The sequence below is a fragment of the Enteractinococcus coprophilus genome (assembly GCF_006716305.1).
GTDB lineage: Bacteria > Actinomycetota > Actinomycetes > Actinomycetales > Micrococcaceae > Yaniella > Yaniella coprophila.
On sequence record NZ_VFOU01000003.1, the window covers coordinates 319,029 to 342,956 of the forward strand.

Sequence of the window (23,928 nt, forward strand, 5' to 3'; positions counted from 1 at the left end):
GGTCGGTAGTTTCGAACCGCCGCGACTTGATCCATGGGTGAGACGTCGGTTGATTGTGGGAGGTTACATTATGGCTTGGCAACGTGTCTTGTTGGGGATCGCGATTCTTGCCATGTCTGCGACGATGTTTATCCCGTTACCTCTCTGGGCTGCGGCGGCATGCATTATTGTTGCAATGGTGGCCGCGGTTATCGTACTCGTGCACCTGGTTTTGCGTCGCACACCCCGTTAGCGCGGTACCACGAAGTGCGTCATCTTGGCGTCTCGGCCGTCGAGACTGGCCCACTCCCCCGGCACCTCAAACACCATAAGCCCTAACGTGGGATATCGTTCGGCCATTTCGATGACGGCGTCTTCATCTGAATCAACTGATGCCAGTCGCATTCCGAGGTCTTGCACCCACGGCATGTGGCCCACCAGCATGAGTGAGCGAACTTGTTCTTCAGTTTCGTTGATGACCGCTAGCACTCGAGACACCGGTGCCATATATAACCGCGAGTCCAGGTAGGGAGTTGGGGCTTTGTCACCGAGCTCACTGAGCACCCAGGTTGTGGTTTGGCGTGTTCTAACCGCATCGGAGGTGATGATGGCGTCCGGGTAGAAACCCTGCTCGACCAACCAACGCCCAGCCGCAGGAGCCTCTTGATTGCCGCGTTGTGCAAGAGGGCGCTCATGATCCGGTACGGGAGGGTAGGCGGCCTTACCGTGGCGCAAGACGATGAGGTGTTTGTGGTCGCTTCGATCAGTCAGCATGAAAGTCTTCTGTTCCTCGTTCGGCCCGGTATTTCAGGTATGCACCATCGTCGTATTCGCGCATCCACCGGGCGACATATGGGCAGACCGGCACGACGCGGTAGCCTTCGTCAATCGTGATATCTAGCGAATGTTTTGTCAGTCGTCCGGCAAGACCCTGGTGACGATGATCTGGACGGACATGGATGCTAGGAAAAACCCGGTGTTTGGTGCCGTCTACTTGTTCGACGTCTCGGTAGAAGTTCCGGGCGATTACGTCGCCGGTCTCGTTATATATGCCAAAGGATTCCTCATCCCGGAACCAGCGGGGTTCAGTCATCCTTGCCCCTTAGTGCAAAGTGTTCTGGTCGTGGTGTGTCACGAGCTTCCTCGTATCGAAGGTCATCTTGTTTCGCGATCCAAGATTTCACATACGGGCAGATCGCCACGATGCGAAACCCCTCGTCGAGGGCTTTCTCGAGCGTGTATTGCACGACCTTTCCGGCGAGCCCTTGGCCCCGATAGGCCTCTTCGGTGTGCGTGGAAAGAAACACGCGTTGATTGGTTCCATCAGCAGTGACATGATTGACGTGATATTCTTTCGCGGCAAGGGTGCCGGTGTCGTCAACAATCATGCCGGTGAAGCCAACTTTTTCGACAAATTCCGGGGTTTCTGCAGTAGGAGCTTTCACATGTCCTCCTGAGTTTTTCTGCGTGCAACGGTTGGTGGATTTTGACGGGGTTTCATCGGTAATGACGGCAGCGCGGGTGCCGGTAGTGGTGCCGGCTGATCGGGTGGGAATTCCCCATACTGTGGGAATTTCGTCCCGTCAGAATATGCGGTAGGGACGAGTGCATCGAGCAATGGACCGGCGATTGCTGTTTCGGTGTCGTGGCCGGCCAGCGGGGATTCTTCAGTAGCGGGTTCGAAACCCATTTCTGTCTGGTAGCGCTGCCGCCACGCAGCGATCTCGTCGTGCGATCGCCCCACAAAGTTCCACCACATCACGATGTCCTCGTTGAGCGGTTCGCCACCGATGAGCATGACCCTGATCGGGTGTTCGTCCGAGCTGAGCTGCAGCTGAGTGACGCCAGTGCCGAGATAGCCAAGATGGTTTTCTTCAATCAATGCACCATTAAAGTTCGCGGTACATTCCACAGCCAACAGCCCGTGTTCGTACTCCAGCGGCACGTCAATATTTAAGGTGGTGTGCGGTTCCAGCGCAATTTCGGCGGCTGATAACGGACTATAAGTCTGGATCGGCGACGTCGACCCCAGGAGCGAGCCGATCGCAACTTTTGCTTGCCAGCCGTCACCGGAAATGGTTTCCGGGCGGTACTGGTCCAGATGCGGTTCGACGAAACGATATTCTTTCGGGAATGCATACCACAGTTGCACGCCGTGCAGGACGGAGGTGTCGGCGGTGGAGTGCTCAGAGTGCGTGATACCAAACCCGGCACTCATCAGGTTGACTTCACCAGGGCGCACCAGGGCCCAGTTCCCAGCGGAATCGATATGGTCAACGCGTCCCTCAAATAACCACGAGACGGTGGCCAGCCCAGTGTGCGGGTGGCGAGCAACTTGCATCCCACCGGATTGTGCGACGTCATCGGGCCCGAAGTAATCTAAAAAGCACCAGGCACCGATCAGCGATCGTGCACGCTGGGGGATCGTACGTTGCACTGTCATGGCGCGCGGTCCGCCCAGGGGTACCGCGCGGGGTTCAAGGACCTCCACGATGAAGTCGGCCCCAGGCTTTTCCGTAAAGCCCGGCGCTAGCCCAGCGGCATGTTTTGGCAAGTTGTAGTCGATGAGTTCCGGGTTGGGATCGAGGTTCGTCACAGAGTCTCCTCCAGCGCTGACTGAGTCTCTTTCGATGGTTTCACCGGGTGGTGCGAGAGGATCGAGATCCGGTTGGTGAGGTTCATGGCCATGGCCAGCCACTGGACGGCAGCATATTGCGCTTCAGTCAGGTGCGCAGAAGAAACCAGCTGAGCTGCCTGCACCGAATCGATATCGCTAATCTGGGTGACTTGTTCGGCGAGTTGGAGGGCGGCCCTCTCGGTCTCGGTATACAGATTCCCGGCTTCCCACCATGCGGGCAGCGCACCGAGACGCTGGGACGAAATCCCTACTTTAAGTGCCGAACGGGTGTGCAACGCTAAACAGAATGCACACCCGTTGAGTTGAGAAACACGGAGATTGACGAGCTCAATGAGCTGCTCGGATAGCCCTGCCGCCCGCGCGTCTTCCCCCACTATTTTGACTAATCGAGTAACTGCTTTCCAGGCATCTGGATTCGATTTATCAAGATAGAACTGTAGGGGGTCGCGACTGGCCATGTGGCTACTCCTTCCAAAGCTTCTGGTATGCCAACTCTAGCCGTATCAGACTGGACTGGGCAGGGGGAACCCTGCGGAAGGGGTGGCTGGCTAGATGGAATATTCTGGTGCAGCCCAGACGACGACCTCTGGGTGCTCATAAAAGCGGTAGCCTTGGCCACGCACCGTACGAACAGTGCCTGACAGGCGGCCGAGCTTGGCACGCAGACGACGAATATGTACGTCGATGGTACGTTCGTTGGGGACTTCTTCGGTGTCATCCCACAAGGTTTCTAGCAATTCTTCACGGTTGACGGTACGACCACCGTTTTCAACCAGGTAGTTGAGCAATTCGAATTCTTTATAGGTCAGATTCAGCGGCTCACCGTCAAGCAGCACTTCACGCCGCGCCAGATCAATCAAGACACCCGGTTGACGGGTGGACACTGGAGTTGGGGCGGATGCCAGTTCAGGCGAGATCGCCTGCTGAATGGTGGGATCTGCGGTGACCTGACGAACGACGTCGAGATCCTCACCGGCAACATTCGCCGGGGCAATAGCCACTGCTGCATAAGAATCTGCACCGGGAACCAAGGTCTCAACATAGTGACGCAGTTCGTTGGCCAGTCGCGTCAGAGACGTCCCGGCAGCCAGTGCTGCTTGTTCATCCATTCCAACATAAAGCACGAAGCCGCGGGCTTCCGTCTCCATGTGCACCGGTGCAGCGACGCCGTTTTCTGCGGGTGTTTCCGAAGGAACGGCCTTTAGTCTGTTCTGATCCGCCTCCCGATAGGCTCGTACTCGTTCTGCTCGGCGTTGTGCATTACGAACCGAGATGTGAACGTAACCTTGCTGGGGCGCGCTTGTCATTGAGTCATTCCTTCAACAAACTAAACGGTGGTGGCCACCGATGACGCTCGAGCCTAACCTGACTCAAGCCGGTATCTGCTACCCCAACATTGACGCGTAACAGTCACGTAACGCAAACGCGCACCCCACATTCATCTCACCATGTGGACTTTTGCGGTTTATTTGTGACGAAACTCACTCGTAACATTCGAATTCTTAGCGTCAAGAATGCCAATACGCCTGTATAAGGACTACTCTGCAACCCCGTAGAGACGGTCCCCTGCATCGCCGAGACCCGGCACGATATAGGCGTTTTCGTCCAGATGATCATCGATTGCGGCAATGTAGAGATTCATGTCAATATCGCTGAGGTTCTCTTGCAGGTATTGCAGCCCCTCGGGTGCTGCCAGCAAACAGATCGCCGAGACCTGGCGTGCATTGCGCTTATACAAGAAGCGACAAGCCTCGGCCAGCGTTCCACCCGTTGCAAGCATCGGATCTAGTAAGAATACATGGCGGCCGGTGAGGTCTTTTGGCAGACGCTCGGCATACGTAACAATGTTCAACGTTTCGTCATCGCGGATCATTCCCAGGAAGCCAACCTCAGCGGTCGGAGCCATGCGTACCATGCCATCCAACATGCCCAATCCAGCGCGCAGGATTGGCACCACCAGCGGGCGTGGCTTGGCGAGTTCTGTCCCGATTGTGGTGGCCACAGGAGTTTCAACTTCAACGTCGACGACGGCTAAGTCACGGGTCGCCTCGTACGCCAATAACATGACGAGTTCTTCGGTGACCTGTCGGAAAATCATCGACGGTGTTTCGCGTTTCCGAAGGACGGTCAGTTTGTGTGCCAGCAGCGGGTGATCGATGTGGTGAACATGCATGCTGTCAGTTTAGCCTGATCGCATAGGCTGATTACGTGACGACTTCAAGTGCTACCTTGCTACCTGACGATGCCATTCTCATCTCCTGGATGCGTCAGGCACTTCGTACCGCTCAGACAGCGGCAGCCACCGATGACGTACCGATCGGAGCCGCTATCTTTTCGCCCGACGGTCAGCTTATTTCTACCGGGGTGAATGCGACCCGACAATCCGAGGATCCCACTAGGCACGCCGAGATGATCGCCATCTCCAACGCCGTGATCGCACTCGCGGACTCCGAATGGGAGCTCACCGACTGCACACTTGCCGTGACGATCGAGCCATGCTCTATGTGCGCCGGAGCAATCGTGTTGTCACGACTCCCTCGTGTCGTCTTTGGTGCCTGGGAACCGAAAACGGGAGCAGCTGGGTCTGTTCTAGACGTCTTGAGGGAACCCCGCCTCAATCATCAAGTAGAGGTGATTGCCGGGGTGTTAGCGGATGAGTGCGGTGAGCTCTTGCGTCGCTTCTTTGCCAACAAACGCTGATTTTGGGATTTCAAGATCCTATCGGGTATAGTTGTTCGGGTGTAAACACACGGTAGCGTGTCCGAGCGGCCGAAGGTGAAGCACTCGAAATGCTTTGTACGGCAACCCCGTACCGAGGGTTCAAATCCCTCCGCTACCGCTCTCTGGAAAACCCCACTTCGTTGCAATAGCACCGATGTGGGGTTTTCTTTTTTCTCAGATTCCTCTTTTGAGCACATTTTGAGCACATTCATCTGTGAAACGGCGTTATCTAAAGACTCCGCGACGGTGTCTAAATCGGCATCGAAGAGGCCGATAGCAGCGGGAAGTCGTAGTCTACATCGCGGACCGAGTCACGGGTCGACAAAGAAGTCGCAACGTTTGTCAACATCAGCGCGATGAAGGAATTCTATGGCCTGGTGATTCCTAAAGGTACCCGACACACCACGGTGCTCCGGTCCTGGTCCGGACGAAGCCCTACTTCGAGGACCCTGACATGGTTCGCGCAATCCAAGGCCATGCACAAGCCTGTCCCGTCTCCGTGAATTACCCAACACCACCGCCTGGCCCCCACATCCAACGGAGCTGCCGAGGGTGACAAGAAAGATGATGGGCTAAAGCACTGCATCAAGGATAAGATCCTGCAATGCTGCTGCCTGTTTCAGGCCGTGGTTCCCAAGCCCATGACTCATGCAAACGCACACTACCGTCGTCAAGAATCTCCACGGTTGATTCGCAAACTCCCGTGGACGTTTCTTTGCTGGTGCTCAGATGCGCATAGCGGACGTGTATTTTCTCACCGTTGCGGGTGGCGACCATTCCCTTGGGTTGCGCCGTCATGCACCACCGGGGTTGTCCGTCTCTAGTAGAGCCATCACTTCATGTAATCTGGCTGGCCTGCCCCAGGCATCCCAGGAAACGCACACCTGGTTTGGTCGAGTCGCCTCCGTCGGATCTGTCTGGTGGGTGTGCCCATGAATGAGTGAGAGCCCATAGTCTCGAAGTCGCCATTGATTAAAACGCTGCTCTACGGTGTGGTCGCCCTGGTATGGGAAGTGGGATAGCAAGATGTCGCCCCGGTTGTGCCGGATCTTGGCAAAAGGCTGCACCGAGGTAAAGACTCCGAAATATTTTGACTGTTCTTTGTGGGCATGCCGGTGCATAGGATGGCAGGTGTCATGATTACCTGGAACGAGATGCATGATAACCCCGGTCTCTGACTGAACGTGTTGCAACAAGAAAAGCGCATGGTCGCGAAGAGAGCTCCAGCCCATCAAGTCACCAAGAATCCACAGTGTGGAGTCTTCGGGCACGGTGCTGATCACAGTTTCCACGATCATCTCATCGTAGTCATTCACATTGCTGTAGCCTCGATGATCCGCTACAAGTTCATCCCCTAAATGTAGGTCAGCGGTGAAATACAATCTGCTCATGTGGTGATTCCTTCGCCACGATCGTGAGATACTTCTGGCACCACAGTACTAACTCTATTCTCCAGCATACTGTCAGGTACTTCTATACCAACAAACATTATTCACCGCAGCACACTTTCCACTCCTCATACGGGCCTGATTATCCTGGCGGAGCACCTCAGGATATATGCCACTGAAGTACGAGGATTCCGATGAAATAGGGTCCTGATTTTCGTAGACATGGCTAGCAGCGTGCGGTAGAATTATGAGTGAGGGAAAAGGAAATCAGAGGTGAAAATCAGATTGAGAATTCCCTCGCGATAACCCTAACGGGTAATCGGAAAGGCCAGCGGTCACCGGAAGAAAGAAATTTTTCCAAAGGTGACCGCTAGTTTTTGTCCAGGCCCTTTCAGGAAACCAAAAAGCCGCGACCCCCTGCTCGCAGGGGTTCGCGGCTTTCAGTGTGCCGGGGTGTTTAGATTTCGCGCTGGTCTGGTCCGTGGTAGGCAGACAGTGGACGAATCAGGGCGTTGTCGGCACGCTGTTCGATAATGTGAGCAGTCCATCCGGTGATGCGCGAGGCAATGAAAATCGGGGTAAACATTTCGGTGTCGAAGCCCATCAGGTGATAGGTCGGCCCGGCTGGGTAGTCGAGGTTTGGCAGAATGTTCTTGGCCTCAGTCATGGCGTTTTCCAGACCGTCGTAGAGGCCTAGGATCTCGTGGCGACCGTAGTAGTCGATCATCCGATCCAAAGCAGCCTTCATGGATGGCACACGTGAATCCCCTGACTTATAGACGCGGTGGCCAAAGCCCATGATCTTGCGCTTTTCGGCCAGGGCGGCTTCCATCCAGGCTTTAGCACGTTCGGCAGCTGATTCTCGGGACTCGTTTTCGTCGATTCCGATCTCATTGAAGGTATACATTACGGCTTCATTCGCGCCACCGTGCAGGTTGCCCTTCAGCGCACCGATCGCACCGGTGACCGCCGAGTGGAGATCCGATTCGGTTGAGGTGATCACACGTGCGGTGAAAGTCGAAGCGTTGAACGAGTGCTCGGCGTAGAGGACCATCGACACGCGGAATGCGTCCACGACTTCTTCGGCGGGTTCTTCCCCGAAGGTCATCCACAGAAAGTTTTGTGAATAATCCAGGTCATCACGTGGCTCAATAACGTCCATGCCACGACGGCGGCGCTGGTCATAGGCTACGACGGCTGGAAACGCGGCAAAGAGTTCTTTGGCTTTGCGCAACTCAACTGACGGGTCTGAGTTTTCGGCGTCGTCGTGACGCGCACCGATCACTGAAACGGCGGTGCGGGCAACGTCCATTGGGTGGGCGTCTTTTGGCAGCAGATCGATTGCAGCTTTGACTGCCGGATCCAGCGCGCGGTTAGCACGTTCGAGTTTGATGAAGTCATCCAGTTGGTCTTGGGTTGGCAGTTCGCCGGCCCACAGTAACAAGGCGACTTCTTCAAAGGATTTCTTGTCGGCCAGATCTTGTACCGGGTAACCGCGGTACAGCAACGAGTTGGTGTCTGGGTTGACTTTCGAAATGGCTGTGGAATCGGCGACAACGCCGACTAGGCCTTTTCTGATCTCTTCGGTCTTGGACATGGTTCTCCTCGGGATTAGAGGTTATCGGCGTTGGCTTCAATGTCAGCTCCGGGCACTTCGAAGTTGAAGATTCCGGAGTCAAATGCGTTGTAGTCCTCGTAGGCCACCAGTTCATACAGTCTCGCACGAGTCAGCATCTGATCGACATAGGCATCCTGGGTGCCGTCGGCGGTGATGGTATCCAATACGCGTTCGGCGGCTCCCATTGCACTGCGCAACAGCGTGACCGGGTAAATGATCATGGCCACGCCGACGTCGGCGAGTTGTTGGCGAGTGAACAGCTCGGATTTCCCAAACTCGGTCATATTGGCCAGCACTGGAACGTCGACGGCGTTGGTGATTGCTTCGAATTCGGACAGGTCCTTCATCGCTTCGGGGAAGATCGCATCTGCCCCGGCATCGACCATTGCTTTGACACGATCCACTGCAGCATCCAGCCCATCAATGCCGCGAATATCGGTGCGTGCCATGATCAAAAAGTTCTCATCAATACGCGCATCGGCTGCCGCAGCGATCCGCTGGGTCATGGTCGCGGTGTCGACGACAGTCTTGCCATCAAGGTGGCCACAGCGTTTCGGTAGGATCTGGTCTTCGATGTGCATCCCGGCCAGGCCAGCGTGTTCCAGTTCCTGGATGGTACGTGCCAGATTCATGGGTTCACCGAAACCGGTGTCGGCGTCAACCAGTGCGGGCAGATCCGTCATGCGGGCGATCTGTCCGGCGCGAGCTGCGACTTCCGGCAGGGTGGTCAAGCCGATGTCGGGCAGGCCGAGATCATTGGCGAGGACGGCACCGGAGATGTAAACGCCGTCGAAGTTTTTTTCTTCGATTAACCGGGCACTGAGCGGGTTAAATGCGCCCGGGAACTGGCGGGCAGCTCCGGGAGTGAGCATGTCACGCAAGGCGATCCGCTTATTGGCCGGGCTGACTTTGGAGTACAGCATCTTAGAAGAGCCCCTTCGGTGCATCGGCCGGGTTGATGTAGCCCGGTTTGGCAATCACGTTGAGCTGGTCGAGTTCACCAGCTTTGAGTTCATCCAGACGCGCCACAACATCAAGGAAGCGGGTGATTTCAGATTCTTCGACGATCCCCTGGGCCAGGGTGCGGAATTTGTTGATGTATTCATCGCGGCCAAATGGACGGGCGCCCAGTGGGTGGGCGTCGGCCACTGCAATGGCGTCAGTGATGACCGAACCGTCTTTCAGGGTGATCTCGACTGATCCGCCGAAGGCTTTTTCATTCAGATCCAGCGAGTGGTAGCGACGCGTCCATTCGGGGTCTTCGACCGTGGAGACCTTGTGCCACAGCTCAACCGTGTCTGGGCGCTGGGCGCGTTCCGGGGCGTAAGAGTCGACGTGGTGCCAGGCGCCGTCCTGGAGTGCCACCGCAAAAATGTACATGATCGAGTGGTCCAGGGTTTCGCGCGAGGCGGTCGGGTCCATCTTTTCTGGGTCATTGGCCCCGGTGCCGATCACGTAATGGGTGTGGTGCGAGGTCTTGATTAGGATTGATTCAACATTGGCCGGATCGGTGGCCTCTGGATGTTCCCTATTGAGTTTGCGAGCCAGGTCGATCCAGGCTTGTGCCTGGTATTCGGCCGAGTGTTCCTTGGTGTAGGTGTCCATGATCGCGCGTTTTGCTTCGCCTTGTTCTGGCAGCGGGACGCTGTAGCGAGCGTCAGGGCCGTCGAGCAGCCACGCGATGACACCGTCTTCACCTTCATAGATTGGGACCGGGGAGGTCTGGCCGCGCAGAGCACGGTCAATCGACTCGACAGCCATCTTGGCGGCAAACGCTGGCGCGTGGGCTTTCCACGTGGAAATCTCACCCTTGCGGGACTGCCGGGTCGCAGTGGTGGTGTGCAATGCTTGACCAACGGCTTGGAACGTGGTTTCGACATCGGCACCCAACAGAGTGCCAAGCCCTGCGGCCGCGGCGGGACCGAGGTGGGCGACGTGGTCAATCTTGTGCTCGTGCAAGCAGATCGCCTTGACCAGGTTCACATGGATTTCATATGCGGTAGCGATACCGCGGATCAAGTCATGACCGGATTTGCCGGCGTGCTCAGCTGCAGCCAGGACGGCTGGAATATTATCCCCGGGGTGAGAGTAGTCTGCAGCCAAAAACGTGTCGTGGTAGTCGAGTTCACGTACGGCCACACCGTTGGCCCAGGCGGCCCATTCCGGGGAGACTTTTTCTTCGATCCCAAACACTGAAGCGCCCGTGCCGTTGGCCGAGGGGGCATGGGTGGTGGCCTGTGCGCGGGCTGAGATGATGGGCTTACGGTTCAACGATGCCACCGCGACCGAGGCGTTATCGATGATGCGGTTAATGATCATCTCTTTGACTTCATTGGTGACTTCGACGTCATCGGCGGCGACTTTGGCAATCTTATACGCCAGCTGGTCTTCACGCGGGAGGTTCTCAGCGGATGGATAGACGCGGACTTCGTGGTTAATCATGGTGTCCTTTCGGGGTTTCAGCGTGTGTCAAAATATGGTCGAGCGAGGCCTGTAAATGCATGATCGTGGCCGCACTGGCAACCAGGGGGTCTCTATTGGCGATGGCTTCGGCTATCCGGGCGTGTTCAACAGCCGAGGCGGCTAGCCGTTGTGGGTTGTCTTTGGCCATGCGACGCACTCGGGTCAGGTGGACTCGCAGGTTCGAAAGCGCCCCGGACAGATAGCTGTTACCGGCCGCAGCATCGATGAGCTCGTCCATGGTGGTAATCAGCTGGTAGTAGGTTCCGGGATCCTCTAACACCTGCAAGTTGTGGCTGATGTCGCGAAACTTTCGCGCCAACGGTCCAAACTGTTCGGTGTGATCGCTGGTTGCCGCGAGCTTGGCCGATTCAGTTTCTAACACCCGACGCAGCACGAACATATCGGCTAAATCATCAAGTGAAACATCAGATACTACGGTGCCGCGGCCTCTTTGGGCTTCGGCTAAACCGTCAGCCACCAGTTTTGCTACGGCTTCGCGAACGGGAGTTCTTGAAACGCCAAGGCGTTCAGACAATTCCACCTCAGCAAGCACAGAGCCGGGTGGCAACTCCCAATTCAGGATGTCTCGCCGAAGCGCTTGATAGGCACGTTCACTTGCTCGCATGCCCTCAGTGTATACATAGACCTCTAGTCTTGACCAGTCCTGTCGATTCTTGTGCAGAAATCTCCCAACCCTGTATACACTCAGGTGCTCTGTGTGGTCGTCTTCACGTTCCCATTCACCAGCACCGGGTGCTTGTTGCGCGTTCATTGCCGTGCCAGGATGGCAGATATGACTGATTCCATGCTGGCCATTCAACAACACGCCTTCGGCGATCCTGGCGTCTTAGAGACAGTGCGGCTGCCCGTACCTGAACCAGGGATCAGCCAGATCCTGATACGCGTCCATGCCACAAGTATCAATCCCACCGACTGGAAGAATCGCGCGGGCAAAGCCTTTGTTCGCAACCTGCCGATGATCCTGGGCTGGGATGTCTCTGGTGTGGTCGAATCAGTCGGGCTGGGGGTGACGCTGTATAAACCCGGGGATGAAGTCTTCGGGATGCTGCCCTACCCTTACGGCGTGGGCGCCCACGCGCAATATGCGGTTGGTCCTACCCGAGCATTTGTTCCCAAACCGTCCAACCTGTCGCATGTTCAGGCCGCGGCGCTGCCGTTGGCCGGTTTGACGGCGTGGCAATCACTGGTGGATACCGCTCGCATCGATGAAGGCGACCGGGTGCTGATCCACGCCGCCTCGGGTGGGGTAGGTCATCTTGCTGTTCAGATTGCCAAAGCCCACGGCGCGCATGTCATTGGAACTGCCAGTGCTAAGAATCACGCATTCTTGGCCCGCATAGGTGCCGATGAAGCGATCGATTATCGCACCGTGGATTTTGCCAACGTCGTGCGCGATGTCGATATTGTCTTAGACACGATCGGTGGAGACTACCAGCTGCGCTCGCTACGGACGCTGCGTCCCGGTGGAGTCATGGTGTCCACGATCCCGCGTGCTACTGACGGGCTGTGTGAAGAGACCCAGCGGCTCGGAGTGCACGCTGAGCTGATCCTGGTCGAAGCCGACCGTACTGGCATGCAGGCTATCGCAGACCTGGCAGCTGCGGGCACACTTGTGCCCACGATTGCCCGGACCTTCCCGCTGCGTGAGGCGGCCAAAGCGCATCAGGCTGGCGAGACCGGGCGTACCGTAGGCAAGATGGTGCTGGAGACGATCTAGCCGTCCGGCCAATACGCCGGGCGATGGCGTCTTTATGAGGTGATGCCTTGAGCGGCGCGTTGATTGGCTCGGGCAATGAATAGCCCGACGATGACCGCACCCACCGCGATCGCACCCCAGATACCAACGACGGCCCAGGCCGCCCCGGCGATCACCAATGCCGGCACGAATGTGACGGCGGTGATTTCGACGGGTGTGACGGGAAGATACGCCAGACCGAAGTCTTCTAAGGTGCCGGATTTGAGTTTCGGGTCGACCACACGCAGCATGGCGATACCGGTAGCCACCGCACCGGTGGACCAGCCCCAGGTAAAGATTGAACGTTCAAACCATCCGTCATGCATGAGCCGCGGGGCGACCCACATGCCCAGGAACAGTGTTAGCGCCAGGCCGAAGACGAACATAATGATCAACTCGATGCCGAAGTCGGCAACGATTTGCGGTTGGATCGAGGCGATACCGGCCACGATCAGAATGTCGGTTCCGGTTCCCGAAATAGACTGCAGGGTGGGCTTGTCGATGTATGGCGACACGTTAATCTTAGTCATCATCGCGCGCACCACCAGGCCTAGAAGAAAGGCCAGGACGAAGACCGGCACGGCCAGGTCTGGCCAAATGCTGCCGATCCACAGTGAAAGACCGTAACCTGCGGCGGCAATCATGATGACGACCGAGGCTTGGAAGCCTAAGGATTCAATTGAGGACCCGGTAAAGGTGTGCTGGCCGATCGATGGGCGTTTATTGACTTGACGAATCAGGCCGGTGCGCTCTTCTTCAGGGAGGGAACTCATTGACCCATAGGCTTGCACGTGTCCACGTTTCGCCGCGTACCGAGCTTGGAGTAACCCGCCAACGATCCCGATAAGCATTCCGACTGTTGCGGAGGTGAACCCTAACGAGCTGATCTCTGGGGCGGTGGCAGAAAACGCATCCCCCATGGCCGCCGCGGTGCCATAACCACCAGCCCAGCCGGCAAACAGCACCACGCCCAGAGCATCCGGGGCGCCGAAGAGGGGTTGCAGTACCAGCAGCACGAGCCCCATGCCCAGAGCAACCTGCAGAGCGTACATCAATACCCCGTGGGCTGCGAAGCCACCAACGTTGCGGTTGAGTTTACGAATATCGAAATCATCGGTCATGGCCACTGCGGCGAAGACCACCGCGATGAGGACAGAAGAATAGGTTGACAGTTGATCCGAAAAGGGCAGCCATCCCAATACCTGCGGGCCAAGCAGTAGACCCAGCAGACCCGCAAGCACCGAGGCAGGAATCATCAGTGCTTGCAACGGCCGGATGAGGGCACGCAATCCGGCGCCAATAATCAACAGGATTCCGATCAGACCGGCATCGATCAGAAACGTCCAGGGGGTAAAGTCCATGAGAGAAAAGCTACAATGCGTAGTGATGAAAGACAAATGCGTAGTGCGGGGTCGGTAGTCTTGGCAATTCGAGTCATCACGGTGGGTAAGCGCCACGAGGCCTGGGTTTCCGAAGGTATCGAACGGTTCCTCAAACGCCTCAAAAAGCCCTATGACACGCAGTTTGTCTTCGTCCCGCATGCCACCGCGACCGAGCAGCGCTCTCGACAAGAAGAGTCCGCGGCCATCGAAAAACAGCTCCGCCCGTCTGATTACGTCATCTTGCTAGACGAGCGCGGCAAAGACTTCACATCGCCGCAGCTGGCCCGCCACCTGCAGCAACTGTTTGACACCGCGCGTCATCCGACCTTTATTATCGGTGGGGCATATGGTGTCAACGATCAGCTGCGAGCGCGAGCAAACACCGTGTGGTCGTTATCGAATCTGGTCTTTCCGCACCAGCTGGTTCGGTTGTTGGTTGTGGAACAGGTATATCGCGCTCAGGAAATTTCTGCAGGTCGGCCGTACCATCACCAGTAGTGGCTCGGTAGTCTAAGCACATGACCGACGCTGTGCTTGATGAGTTTTCCGCCGCGACCCGTTCGTGGTTCAAGGCATCCTTTGCCGCACCCACCCGGGCTCAGATCGGGGCGTGGGAAACCATCAACTCTGGTCAACATGCTTTGGTGATTGCCCCGACCGGATCGGGCAAAACGTTGGCGGCCTTTCTGTCGGCTATCGACAAACTCATCACCGCGGATCGCGACGATGACGCTGGGGCCAAAAAGCGCACCAGAGTCCTCTATATTTCCCCGCTGAAGGCCCTGGGCGTTGACGTTGAGCGCAACCTGACCGCCCCGCTGGTCGGTATCACCCAAACCGCTCGCGGGATGGGACATGAGGTGCCCGAGGTGCGCACCGGTGTGCGTTCGGGTGATACATCGGCGCGGGATCGGCGTCGTTTGGTCACTGACCCGCCCGATATTCTCATCACGACCCCCGAGTCGCTGTATTTGATGTTGACGTCCAAGGCGCGTGAAACCTTGGCCGGGGTGGAAACCGTCATTGTCGATGAGGTCCATGCGCTAGCCGGTAATAAGCGTGGAGCCCACCTGGCGGTATCGCTTGAGCGATTGGATGCGCTCTTAGACAAGCCCGCCCAGCGCATTGGGCTCTCCGCCACGGTGCGCCCAGCCGAAGAAGTGGCCCGGTTTTTAGGTGGCGTCCAACCGGTGACCATTGTTGACGGCGCTGAGGCCAAGCGCTGGGACATTACGGTGGCGGTGCCGGTGGTCGATATGACGCAGCCCGATACGGGGGCCTCGCCAGAAGAAAACGTGTCGATGTGGCCCCATGTTGAGGCTCGGATCATGGAGCTGACCGATGACTACCGGTCGATGATCGTGTTTGTGAACTCGCGGCGTTCGGCGGAGCGGTTGACTGAGTCGCTCAATGAACTGTGGGAAGAGCGCGAAGACACTGACGGTGAAGAGTTTGCTCGCACCCACCACGGGTCGATGTCGGCCACCGCTCGTGCCGAGGTCGAAGAAGGCCTCAAGTCCGGGACGCTGCGATGCGTCGTCGCGACGTCGTCGTTAGAACTTGGGATCGATATGGGTGTAGTCGATGCGGTCGTGCACCTGCAGTCGGCCCCGACCGTGGCTGCGGGCTTGCAGCGCGTCGGGCGTGCTGGACACCAGGTGGGTGAGGTGTCGGTGGGCTGGTTCTTCCCGCTGCACCGGGCCGATGTGGTCGACGCGGCAGTCGTGACCGAACGAATGCTGAGCGGGGCGATCGAGGCGATTTCGATTCCGGCCAACCCGCTGGATATTTTGGCCCAGCACACGATCGCAGCCGCCGCGATGGACGACCTGGTCGATGAGGCCTGGTTGGAACTCGTTCGCCGGGCCGCCCCGTTTACCACGCTGTCGCTGGATGTGTACGCCTCAGTGCTGGATCTGCTGGCTGGCAAATACGTTTCCGATGAATTCGCCCAGCTCAAACCCCGCGTCGTGTGGGATCGTGAAGCCGGCACGATCACCGCCCGTCCCGGGGCGCAACGCCTGGCCGTCACCTCGGGTGGCACAATTGCCGACCGCGGGCTGTTCGGCGTGTATTTGGCCACCGAGACCGACGCCGCCAAACGTGTGGGCGAACTCGATGAAGAAATGGTCTACGAATCCCGGGTCGGCGAGACAATCATCCTGGGGGCCACCACTTGGCAGATCGAAGAGATCACCCACGACCGGGTCCTGGTCACCCCGGCTTTTGGGCGCCCGGGGCGATTGCCTTTCTGGCGCGGAGATCAACCCGGCCGACCGTTGGAACTGGGCCGGGCCACCGGGGCATTTCGCCGCGAAGCGCTCGCCGACCCTAAGATCGACGACCGCTTACAAGCCGCCGGACTAGACGAGAACGCCCGGGCCAATCTGCTGAACTACCTGACCGAACAGCGCGAGGCCACCGGGCATCTGCCCACCGATACCACGATCCTGGTCGAACGCTTCCGCGATGAGCTAGGCGACTGGCGTGTCATTTTACACTCACCCTTTGGCAAAGCCATCCATGCGCCCTGGGCGCTGGTGATTTCTGAACGGGTCAAGGCCACTTACGGGTTTGATGCCAACGCGATGGCCGGCGACGACGGGATTATCGTGCGCATCCCGGCCACCGATGGCGAGCCCCCGTCGACCGAAATCTTTTGGTTCGACCCCGAAGACTTACGCGATCAGCTCCGCCAACACGTCGGCTCCTCAGCACTCTTTGCCGCGCACTTTCGCGAAAACGCCGCCCGCGCCCTGCTGCTCCCCCGGCGTGATCCGACCAAACGCACCCCGCTGTGGCAACAACGCCAGCGTGCCGCCCAACTGCTAGCCGTGGCTTCAAAATACCCGCAGTTTCCGATCATCTTAGAAACCGTGCGCGAGGTGCTCCAGGATGTCTACGACGTCGACGGGCTGCTAGAGGTCCTGGAGAATATCCGCACCCGGGTGCTGCGCGTCGTAGAAGTCCAGACCCCGCAGGCCTCCCCCTTTGCCCAAACCCTGCTGTTTGGTTATACCGCGCAGTTCATGTACGAAACCGACGCGCCGCTGGCCGAACGTCGCGCCGCCGCCTTATCCCTGGACCCCGGTCTGCTCGCGCAGCTGCTGGGTCAGGACATGCTGCGTGAGCTCCTCGACGACGACGTCATCGCCCAGGTGCAAGCCGATCTGCAACACACCTCCGTCTCGCGGCGTCTGGCAGGAGTCGAGGGGGCAGCGGATCTCTTGCGGTTGTTGGGCCCGCTGACCACCGATGAACTCGCCGCCCGCCTGCGCGATCCCGACGATGCAGACGAACCCGCCGAGATTGCCACCGCCCGCGCCTGGGTCGACCAGCTGGTGGATGATAAACGCGCCATCCAAGTGCGCATCGGCGCCCAACAGTATTGGACGGCGATCGAAGATGCGCCGCGGTTGCGCGATGGACTGGGCATTCCGCTGCCGATCGGGGTGCCAGCGGCCTTTGCCGAATCGGTGACCGATCCTCTTGGTGACCTGGTGGCCCGGTATGCCCGCACGCACGGGCCCTTCACCGCCCCCGAGGTGGCTCAGCGGTTAGGCATCGGCCCGGTGATCGCCCACCAGGTGCTGCAACGCTTGGCCTCGCAACAGCGCGTCACCTTTGGCGCCTATCTGTCGACTCCACCCCCCGGGGACGGTCCGGTGGCCACGGATGAGTGGTGTGACGTCGAGGTGCTGGCCCGCATTCGTCGTCGCTCACTGGCGCAGCTGCGTGCTGAAGTTGAACCGGTTGAACACGCAGCCTACGCCCGCTACCTGTTACAGGCCCACCAGGTCACGCCCACACCCCAAGAACGCGGCGTTGATGGTTTGGCCATTGTGCTGGATCAGCTCACCGGTTTCACCGCACCCGCTCAGGTGTGGGAGACGGCGATCCTGCCGGCACGCGTCGCCGATTACCGACCGGCTATGCTGGATGAACTGTTGGCTACCGGACAATTCGTAATGGCAGGCGACGCGGACCAATCGGTGGCTTTCCACCACGTGGAGACGATCGATCTGACGCTGCCCATTCGCACCACCGATGATCGCACGGCCGTGCACGATGACATCATCGAGGCGCTGACCGGGACCGGTGGCTGGTTCTATGCGGCGTTGAATGCCCAGCTGGCAGACCACTCGGGTGCCGATATTCTAGCCGCCCTGTGGGATTTGTTCTGGGCCGGGGTGGTCACCAACGACACGTTCACCGCGGTGCGAGCCACCTATACCTCCACCCCGCGGCGAGCGCCCGCCCAGCGCGGCTCCCCGCGGCGCACCGCACGGTTACGCCGCTTGAACCGGTTAGCTCCGGACACCGCGATCGCCCGGCAGCCCGACCCACCGACCGCGGTGGGCCGCTGGTCGCTGTTACCCGAACGCACCAACGACAACACGACTGCCCTGCATGCCCAAGCCGAATACTTACTGGACCGCTACGGCGTCATCACGCGCGGTGCGGTCAATGCCGAGGCACTACCCGGTGGGTTCTCGGCCTATTACCGCCTGTTATCGAAAATGGAAGAGTCCGGGCACATCCGTCGCGGGTACTTCATCGATGGTCTGGGCGCCGCCCAATTCTCCACCGCCGCGACCGTGGATGCCCTGCGCGCTTTCGATCAAGACCCCACCCACCCACAAGCCGTAGCGTTAGCCGCAACCGATCCGGCCAACCCGTATGGCGCGACCCTGGATTGGCCAGATACCGAAGGCCATCGCCCCGGCCGCAAAGCCGGCGCCTACGTGGTGTTAGTCAACGGCAAGCTCGCGTTGTATCTGGAACGCGGCGGCAAAACGCTGCTGCAGTTTTCCGATGACCACCTGGGTCCGGCCGCGACCGCGCTGGAAATCGCGCTTCGTCGCGCCGGTACCGACAAGCTAGCCATCCAAACCGTCAACGGCGACCCGCTGGTGGGCACCGAGCTGGCCGGCCACCTGGTCGAAGCCGGGTTCTACACGGCACCCAATGCCGTGCGCTTCCGGGCCTAAGCTAGGACCATGCCCAAGTTACCCCCACTGCCCGTGCGCAAGGGCGTCGGTCCCACCCGCCTGCGCATTCCCGCAGCGACCCGCGGCACCATCATCGAGCATCTGCGCGCCAGGTTTGGCCATCTGCCCGATGATGCCCTGACCCAACGCCTGGCCGACGGCGAGATCGTGGACCATGCTGGTGCCCCTATCACCGCGACCACCCCTGCTGCCGATCATGAGTTCATCTGGTACTACCGTTCGGTGCCTAACGAAACGCATATTCCGTTTGACATCACCGTCTTACATGCCGATGAGCACCTAGTCGTTGCCGATAAACCTCATTTTTTACCCACCACCCCCGGTGGCCAATTCGTCCAGGAAACCGCACTGGTCCGATTGCGTAATCAACTGGATATCCCCGAGCTGGTCCCGCTGCACCGGCTGGATCGGGCCACCGCCGGGATCCTGTTATTTTCGCCGAATCCCGAAACCCGCGGGGCGTATCAGCAACTATTTGAACACCGCCAGGTCACCCGTCGGTACCAAGCCGTCGTGCGCATCCCGTCGCCCGCCCAGCTGTACCTGGACCGTTTCCCCCTGACGTTTCGCAACCGCATCATCAAAACCAAAGGCATTATCACCGCCGAAGTTGAGGCCTATGCAACCGCCGACTCGGGCCGCATCGAGGCGCCCCGGGTGGGGAAACGTCGTCGCAGCCATGACCCGACGACCGGACCCAACGCCAGCACCGAAATCGCCTTAGTCAAGCATAGAATTGCCGACGACGGCGGGGCGCTTGCCCACGTGGCACTCTCCCCCAAGACCGGGCGTACTCACCAATTGCGGATCCACCTGGCCTCATTAGGCCACGGAATTTTACATGACCGGTTCTATCCCGAACTACTCGATCACGCCCCGGATGACTATGCCGCGCCGTTGCAACTTTTAGCTAGCGGCCTGGGCTTTACTGACCCGCTCACCGGGCAGCCTCGTGAATTTACGTCGACGCGCACCTTAGACTTTGCTCCCTGAGCCTGCCACGCGCACCCTGATAGAACGCCTTCGGGGCGCGTGTCACGCCGTAGAATAGGGTGTTGGAACGTAAAATAGCTGGACTCAGCACAAGATTATTCGGTGGGAGGAGTGCACGTGGCCAAAAAGCCATCAGAGTCGTCAGAGGCGCTGGCTCGGCTCAGGAAGTCTCAACTATCTGATGACCCTGGCATGGCGGCCGAACACTTCGGTTCTTCCACGACATCATCCAGTGATGGCGCCGGGAACAACACCACAGCGGCAAAACAGGCCGCTGCACGTTCCACTACGGGTGAGAAGTTGACCATGCGTGACCGACTCAATGCTTGGTTGGATTCGTTTCGTGGCCCGACCCAAGAAGATATTGAACGCGCCATTGCCGAAACGCCGGACCGCCTCCAGGCGCGCTGGGAGAAACTGCAGGATGATCGCAGGAAAGCTCGCGAAGAAGAAGCGCGATTGCAACAGCTGGCACTGGATATTCAAGAGGCCAAAGAAGCCCTAGAAACTCAGCGTGAGCGCGAAGCTGCGCGCATGGCGCGATTGGAACGTGAACAGGCCGCGCTTGCTCGTCGTCGTCAACAAGAACGCGAAACCGAAGCGCTGCTCACGGCCGCTCGGGAGCTGGAGTCAGATGATATCCCGGCTGTCGAGAACCGTCCGATGTTGCAGCGTGAAGGCGAATACCTCAGCGATGAGGAATTGCTTCAACGGGCTCGACAGAATCTTCCTGAATGGCAACGCTTGGAACGCATCGTCACCAAGGCCCGTGCGATTGAGGCACAAACGCCCCCGTCGCCCCCTGACGAGACACTGGCAGAAGATGCCGATGATGAAGAAGTGATCCTACCGTTTCCTGAGCCGGTCACCGATGACCCGGAACCTGAACATCTGGATGGTTTTCGTCGGGTGACACTTAGCATCAGCTGGGTGTTATTTGTTGTCGTTGGGTTATTTGCGCTGGGTTGGCTGGGTCCGTGGCCGTCTATTCTTGATGCCCACGGTGGGTTGTACCAGGGCTCCACGTCTCTGATGTCGATGGCTGCCTGGCACGTGGTGGCCTGGCCGCTCCTGTGGGGCGTGATGTTGGTGTACACGCTGTATCAGTGGACACCTTCACAGTATTCGGCAATGCGCAACCGGGCGACGGCTTGGTATGTAGCCAATGCGATGCTGTTGGCTTCGGGCACGATACTGTTGACACACTTTCAGGATTATGGCCTGGAGATTATTACATCCTGTAGTGCGGTCGCATTGTTGTATCGCGCGGTCAACAACCTCAATGTATATACGGAACGAACGAGCAAGGAACGGTTCTTGGTGGATGTGCCTATCGGAGCGTTTACCGGGTGGATGCTCATCTTCTCGGCTACTACCGTATTTACGGCAATGGCCGCTTGGAATCTTTCTGATCTGCTGTTCATCCCCGAAATCGTTTGGGCGATTATTGCAACGCTGATCTTGCTCGTGCTGCTGTCGCAGCTGTCACTCACGGGGCGTGGTCGCCAGTCAGTGGTGCTAGGTTTTACCTTCGGTATGTCCGCGGTCGTTGGATCCCGACTCTTTGGAGAAAATACGTCATTCCTGTTGGTGGGTATTGCTCTGCTCGGCCTTTTTGTGATCTTGGCAGCAACAGAGAACCGACGTTATCAAATTTCAGTTGCTGAAAAACGAGCGATGGAACACCTGGCCTATATCGATTCAGACGAGAACTATAACGCCCAGTAAAGATTTCGCAATAGTGGTTGGGCCGGGTCCAACCAGTGGGCCGGTTGGAAGAAGTGAGCGCCGTTGATCGTATGGATGGTCCATTTGCCATTGTGAACTGCACCATGGTGGTGGGCGCACAGGGTAATGGCGTTCTCGATGTCGGTGTTGCCGCCGTGTTCCCAGGCTTTCAGGTGGTGGATCTGACACCAGGCTGCGATGATGGTGCAGCCCGGAGCTTGGCATCCGCGGTCACGGGCCAGGATGGCGCGGCGTTGGGCTCGGTTGAAGGCGCGTAGGGCGCGGTGTTGGTTCAAGATGCTGTGGTGTTTGTTCCAGATTTGGCCCACGAGTTGGCTATCGCAGGCCAGTTTTTCGGCATCCTTCGGGTGCATGGCGCCAATATTTAATGCTTCGGAGATATAGCTGGTCCACGGTCGGGGGTTGGTTCCCGACAGATGATCCGGATCGCGACACAGGCTCTTGGGATCATCAGGATTCTCTCGCTTCACCACCGTGGGCACAAACGCATCGGGACTCCGGGGTCGTCGGACTGCTTCTGGCAGTGCCCCAATGTCCAGGGTTTTATAGGCAGTTTCAATATCTTGAATGACTGTGAGCGTTGATGCAGCTCCGTGAGATTTTTTCAGTCTGAGCTCGTCCGGATCCATACTCAGGACGGTCTTGAAGATACCGATGATAAGTGTGCCGAGAATTTGTCCGGGTGTTAGCGATTCCAGCAGATCAACTTCTTGCTGTGTGACCGGTTTTCCTTCATCGTCTTCAGCAACCAGAGCGTCTGGATCCCGATCAATTGTGAGATCATCCAAGGTTGCTGATGATTCGGGGCTTTGTGGCTCTTCATCGAGGAGTTTTTCGTGGCTATCGCCGTCGCGGGAAGTGCTTGCAGTTCGTCCATCTTCTTCTGGCGATGCATCAGTGTGATCGTCTGCTGGGGTATCTGGATCATTTGGCTCATCATCTTCGACGGATAGGAATTCCGCTAGGGCATCATCGAGTTTGACCGGTGCCCCGTTCTGGTTGAGCTGGTTGACCGCGAAGTTCTTGAATTCCGCGTACACCTCAGGAGTAGCATGCATCGAAATCCTGCCGGATCCATCGCTATAGTCCTGAGTCTTCAATGCGTTATCGGGCTGCTTGCGCAGCGTGTCGACGATCGGTGGGCCATCCGGGTCGATGTGGTGGGCGATCCGATTTGCCCACCGGCCTCGTGCTGCGGTGAAAGCATCCGGAGTCGAGGACTCGGCGGCTTCGATGAGCGTGGATTCGAATTCTCGCATAATGGCGTCTTTATATTCGGGATCTTTGCGAACCTTCCGCACATATTTGGTCAGTTGCTGGTCCAATGCCACTATTCGATCGAGGTTCTCTGCCGGGATGGTGCCCTGTGTGAAAGCTTCAGCAAGTTTCGGCAGTTTCGGTTGGTGTATCCCCATCGTCGGATCCTGTCCAGGATTCCAGGTCACATATGGCATCCGTTCGTGAATCTTCTTAGTGGTTTGCCAAGAAAAACGCAAAACCTCTTTGAAATACGCGGTGCTGTCTTTGAACGCGTTAATGCCTTCTGGAGTGCCGAAATATTCCGGTTGTGAGGTGAACATTGGTTGGAGCTGCCGCGCAAAGCTGGTCATCGTGGCATCGTGAAGGTGCTGGGAGCGGCGCAGCATCTCGGCAATCATTGGCACCGTGTCATAGGGACATTCCGGTGGTGTTGGCAGTGGCCGGGGTGGAACGACCGGGGTGCCATCCGCATGCGTGGGCTCGTTTTCGCCTGCATCGTGTGACATTGCAGGCGAAGGAAGCTCTGGGTCCGCAATCTGGGGCTCATGTCCTGTCCAGTCAGCTCCTGATACCCGGGTGAATTGGGCGAACGTCGTAGCAGGATCAGACATCCGCTGGGACATTTCAGTGTTAACCACCAGTTTGAGATATGCCAATTGTCCAGGACTGAGATCCTTGACTGCGTCGAGATTGAGGTCTTCTGGCATCGGCACTTCAATACCCAGATCAGATAATGCATCGGTGTTAGCCATCAACGCCTCCTTCTCTGCAGCCGACGTGAAAAGTGTTCTTGGATAGCAAGAAGCCTCATGAGATGTATGAGGTAAGAGAAAAAATCTGGAAGTAAGTACACGAATCGTAAGGAACTGATTAACCCTATTTTACCGCAGGGGAAACTCTTAAGCAATAGATTTAATGGCCGTTTAAGCATTTTTAACCATGTAATGGTGTATATATCCTAGTTACTCA

The 23,928-nt window shown here is 57.9% G+C and carries 22 protein-coding genes and 1 tRNA gene; 8 read left to right on the plus strand and 15 right to left on the minus strand.

The window, feature by feature from the left end; genetic code table 11:
* The first annotated feature begins 70 nt into the window (after positions 1–70).
* A complete protein-coding gene (locus FB556_RS13430) occupies positions 71–232 on the plus strand; it encodes a hypothetical protein (RefSeq protein ID WP_170200434.1) in 162 nt (53 codons plus the stop codon).
* On the opposite strand, the gene FB556_RS09500 is transcribed toward FB556_RS13430, so the two are convergent.
* From FB556_RS09500 to upp, 7 genes are all read right to left on the minus strand, one after another.
* Complete coding sequence (locus FB556_RS09500) at positions 229–753, minus strand: SixA phosphatase family protein (RefSeq protein WP_141867092.1); 525 nt, start codon at positions 751–753, stop codon at positions 229–231. The genes FB556_RS13430 and FB556_RS09500 overlap by 4 nt on opposite strands.
* Positions 743–1,072, minus strand: coding sequence for a GNAT family N-acetyltransferase (locus tag FB556_RS09505; protein WP_141867094.1), 330 nt, complete (start codon positions 1,070–1,072; stop codon positions 743–745). Before FB556_RS09505 ends, FB556_RS09500 begins: the two co-directional genes overlap by 11 nt.
* On the minus strand, positions 1,065–1,424 hold the full coding sequence (locus tag FB556_RS09510) for a GNAT family N-acetyltransferase (protein ID WP_141867096.1): 360 nt from the start codon (positions 1,422–1,424) through the stop codon (positions 1,065–1,067). Before FB556_RS09510 ends, FB556_RS09505 begins: the two co-directional genes overlap by 8 nt.
* Positions 1,421–2,575 (minus strand): pirin family protein, encoded by a 1,155-nt coding sequence (locus tag FB556_RS09515; RefSeq protein WP_246057356.1) that lies wholly within the window; start codon positions 2,573–2,575, stop codon positions 1,421–1,423. Before FB556_RS09515 ends, FB556_RS09510 begins: the two co-directional genes overlap by 4 nt.
* A complete protein-coding gene (locus tag FB556_RS09520) occupies positions 2,572–3,075 on the minus strand; it encodes a carboxymuconolactone decarboxylase family protein (protein ID WP_141867098.1) in 504 nt (167 codons plus the stop codon). The genes FB556_RS09515 and FB556_RS09520 overlap by 4 nt, the downstream gene beginning before the upstream one ends.
* A 90-nt stretch (positions 3,076–3,165) precedes the next feature.
* Positions 3,166–3,924, minus strand: coding sequence for a winged helix-turn-helix domain-containing protein (locus FB556_RS09525; RefSeq protein ID WP_141867100.1), 759 nt, complete (start codon positions 3,922–3,924; stop codon positions 3,166–3,168).
* Positions 3,925–4,154: 230 nt separating this feature from the next.
* Positions 4,155–4,790, minus strand: coding sequence for a uracil phosphoribosyltransferase (gene upp, locus FB556_RS09530; RefSeq protein WP_141867102.1), 636 nt, complete (start codon positions 4,788–4,790; stop codon positions 4,155–4,157).
* Between the two features lie 89 nt (positions 4,791–4,879).
* Between upp and tadA the strand changes: the two genes are divergently transcribed.
* On the plus strand, positions 4,880–5,317 hold the full coding sequence (tadA, locus tag FB556_RS09535; RefSeq protein WP_141867738.1) for a tRNA adenosine(34) deaminase TadA: 438 nt from the start codon (positions 4,880–4,882) through the stop codon (positions 5,315–5,317).
* Between the two features lie 51 nt (positions 5,318–5,368).
* Positions 5,369–5,456: transfer RNA gene (locus FB556_RS09540), tRNA-Ser, on the plus strand.
* A 467-nt stretch (positions 5,457–5,923) separates the two neighbouring features.
* On the opposite strand, the gene FB556_RS13925 is transcribed toward FB556_RS09540, so the two are convergent.
* From FB556_RS13925 to FB556_RS09565, 6 genes are all read right to left on the minus strand, one after another.
* A complete protein-coding gene (locus FB556_RS13925; protein WP_484068182.1) occupies positions 5,924–6,136 on the minus strand; it encodes an avidin-fold protein in 213 nt (70 codons plus the stop codon).
* A complete protein-coding gene (locus FB556_RS09545; RefSeq protein ID WP_141867104.1) occupies positions 6,133–6,729 on the minus strand; it encodes a metallophosphoesterase in 597 nt (198 codons plus the stop codon). The genes FB556_RS13925 and FB556_RS09545 overlap by 4 nt, the downstream gene beginning before the upstream one ends.
* Positions 6,730–7,183: 454 nt before the next feature.
* Positions 7,184–8,323, minus strand: a complete 1,140-nt coding sequence (locus FB556_RS09550) for a bifunctional 2-methylcitrate synthase/citrate synthase (protein ID WP_141867106.1) — start codon at positions 8,321–8,323, stop codon at positions 7,184–7,186.
* A gap of 14 nt (positions 8,324–8,337) precedes the next feature.
* Entirely contained in the window at positions 8,338–9,267 is a 930-nt protein-coding gene (gene prpB / locus FB556_RS09555; RefSeq protein WP_141867108.1) for a methylisocitrate lyase, read from the minus strand.
* 1 nt (position 9,268) lies between these two features.
* Complete coding sequence (locus tag FB556_RS09560) at positions 9,269–10,786, minus strand: MmgE/PrpD family protein (RefSeq protein ID WP_141867110.1); 1,518 nt, start codon at positions 10,784–10,786, stop codon at positions 9,269–9,271.
* The gene (locus tag FB556_RS09565) at positions 10,779–11,432 is read right to left on the minus strand and encodes a GntR family transcriptional regulator (protein WP_141867112.1); all 654 of its coding nucleotides are present in this window, start codon (positions 11,430–11,432) and stop codon (positions 10,779–10,781) included. The genes FB556_RS09560 and FB556_RS09565 overlap by 8 nt, the downstream gene beginning before the upstream one ends.
* Positions 11,433–11,600: 168 nt before the next feature.
* On the opposite strand from FB556_RS09565, the gene FB556_RS09570 reads away from it, so the two are divergent.
* Positions 11,601–12,545 (plus strand): NADP-dependent oxidoreductase, encoded by a 945-nt coding sequence (locus FB556_RS09570; protein ID WP_246057358.1) that lies wholly within the window; start codon positions 11,601–11,603, stop codon positions 12,543–12,545.
* Positions 12,546–12,577: 32 nt separating this feature from the next.
* Here FB556_RS09570 and FB556_RS09575 read toward each other — a convergent pair whose 3' ends face one another.
* On the minus strand, positions 12,578–13,924 hold the full coding sequence (locus FB556_RS09575; protein WP_141867114.1) for a sodium/glutamate symporter: 1,347 nt from the start codon (positions 13,922–13,924) through the stop codon (positions 12,578–12,580).
* A gap of 36 nt (positions 13,925–13,960) precedes the next feature.
* Between FB556_RS09575 and FB556_RS09580 the strand changes: the two genes are divergently transcribed.
* The 4 genes from FB556_RS09580 to FB556_RS09595 all read left to right on the plus strand — a co-directional run bounded on the left by FB556_RS09580 (position 13,961) and on the right by FB556_RS09595 (position 21,678).
* Positions 13,961–14,443 (plus strand): 23S rRNA (pseudouridine(1915)-N(3))-methyltransferase RlmH, encoded by a 483-nt coding sequence (locus FB556_RS09580; protein ID WP_141867741.1) that lies wholly within the window; start codon positions 13,961–13,963, stop codon positions 14,441–14,443.
* Positions 14,444–14,463: 20 nt separating this feature from the next.
* A complete protein-coding gene (locus FB556_RS09585; RefSeq protein ID WP_141867116.1) occupies positions 14,464–18,936 on the plus strand; it encodes an Lhr family helicase in 4,473 nt (1,490 codons plus the stop codon).
* A 9-nt stretch (positions 18,937–18,945) separates the two neighbouring features.
* Positions 18,946–19,950 carry a pseudouridine synthase gene (locus tag FB556_RS09590; protein WP_141867118.1) on the plus strand — a complete coding sequence of 335 codons (1,005 nt, stop codon included), beginning with the start codon at positions 18,946–18,948 and terminating at the stop codon, positions 19,948–19,950.
* Between the two features lie 117 nt (positions 19,951–20,067).
* Complete coding sequence (locus FB556_RS09595) at positions 20,068–21,678, plus strand: hypothetical protein (RefSeq protein ID WP_141867120.1); 1,611 nt, start codon at positions 20,068–20,070, stop codon at positions 21,676–21,678.
* Here the strand turns inward: FB556_RS09595 and FB556_RS09600 are convergent.
* The gene (locus FB556_RS09600; protein ID WP_141867122.1) at positions 21,663–23,711 is read right to left on the minus strand and encodes an HNH endonuclease signature motif containing protein; all 2,049 of its coding nucleotides are present in this window, start codon (positions 23,709–23,711) and stop codon (positions 21,663–21,665) included. The genes FB556_RS09595 and FB556_RS09600 overlap by 16 nt on opposite strands.
* Positions 23,712–23,928 lie beyond the last annotated feature (217 nt).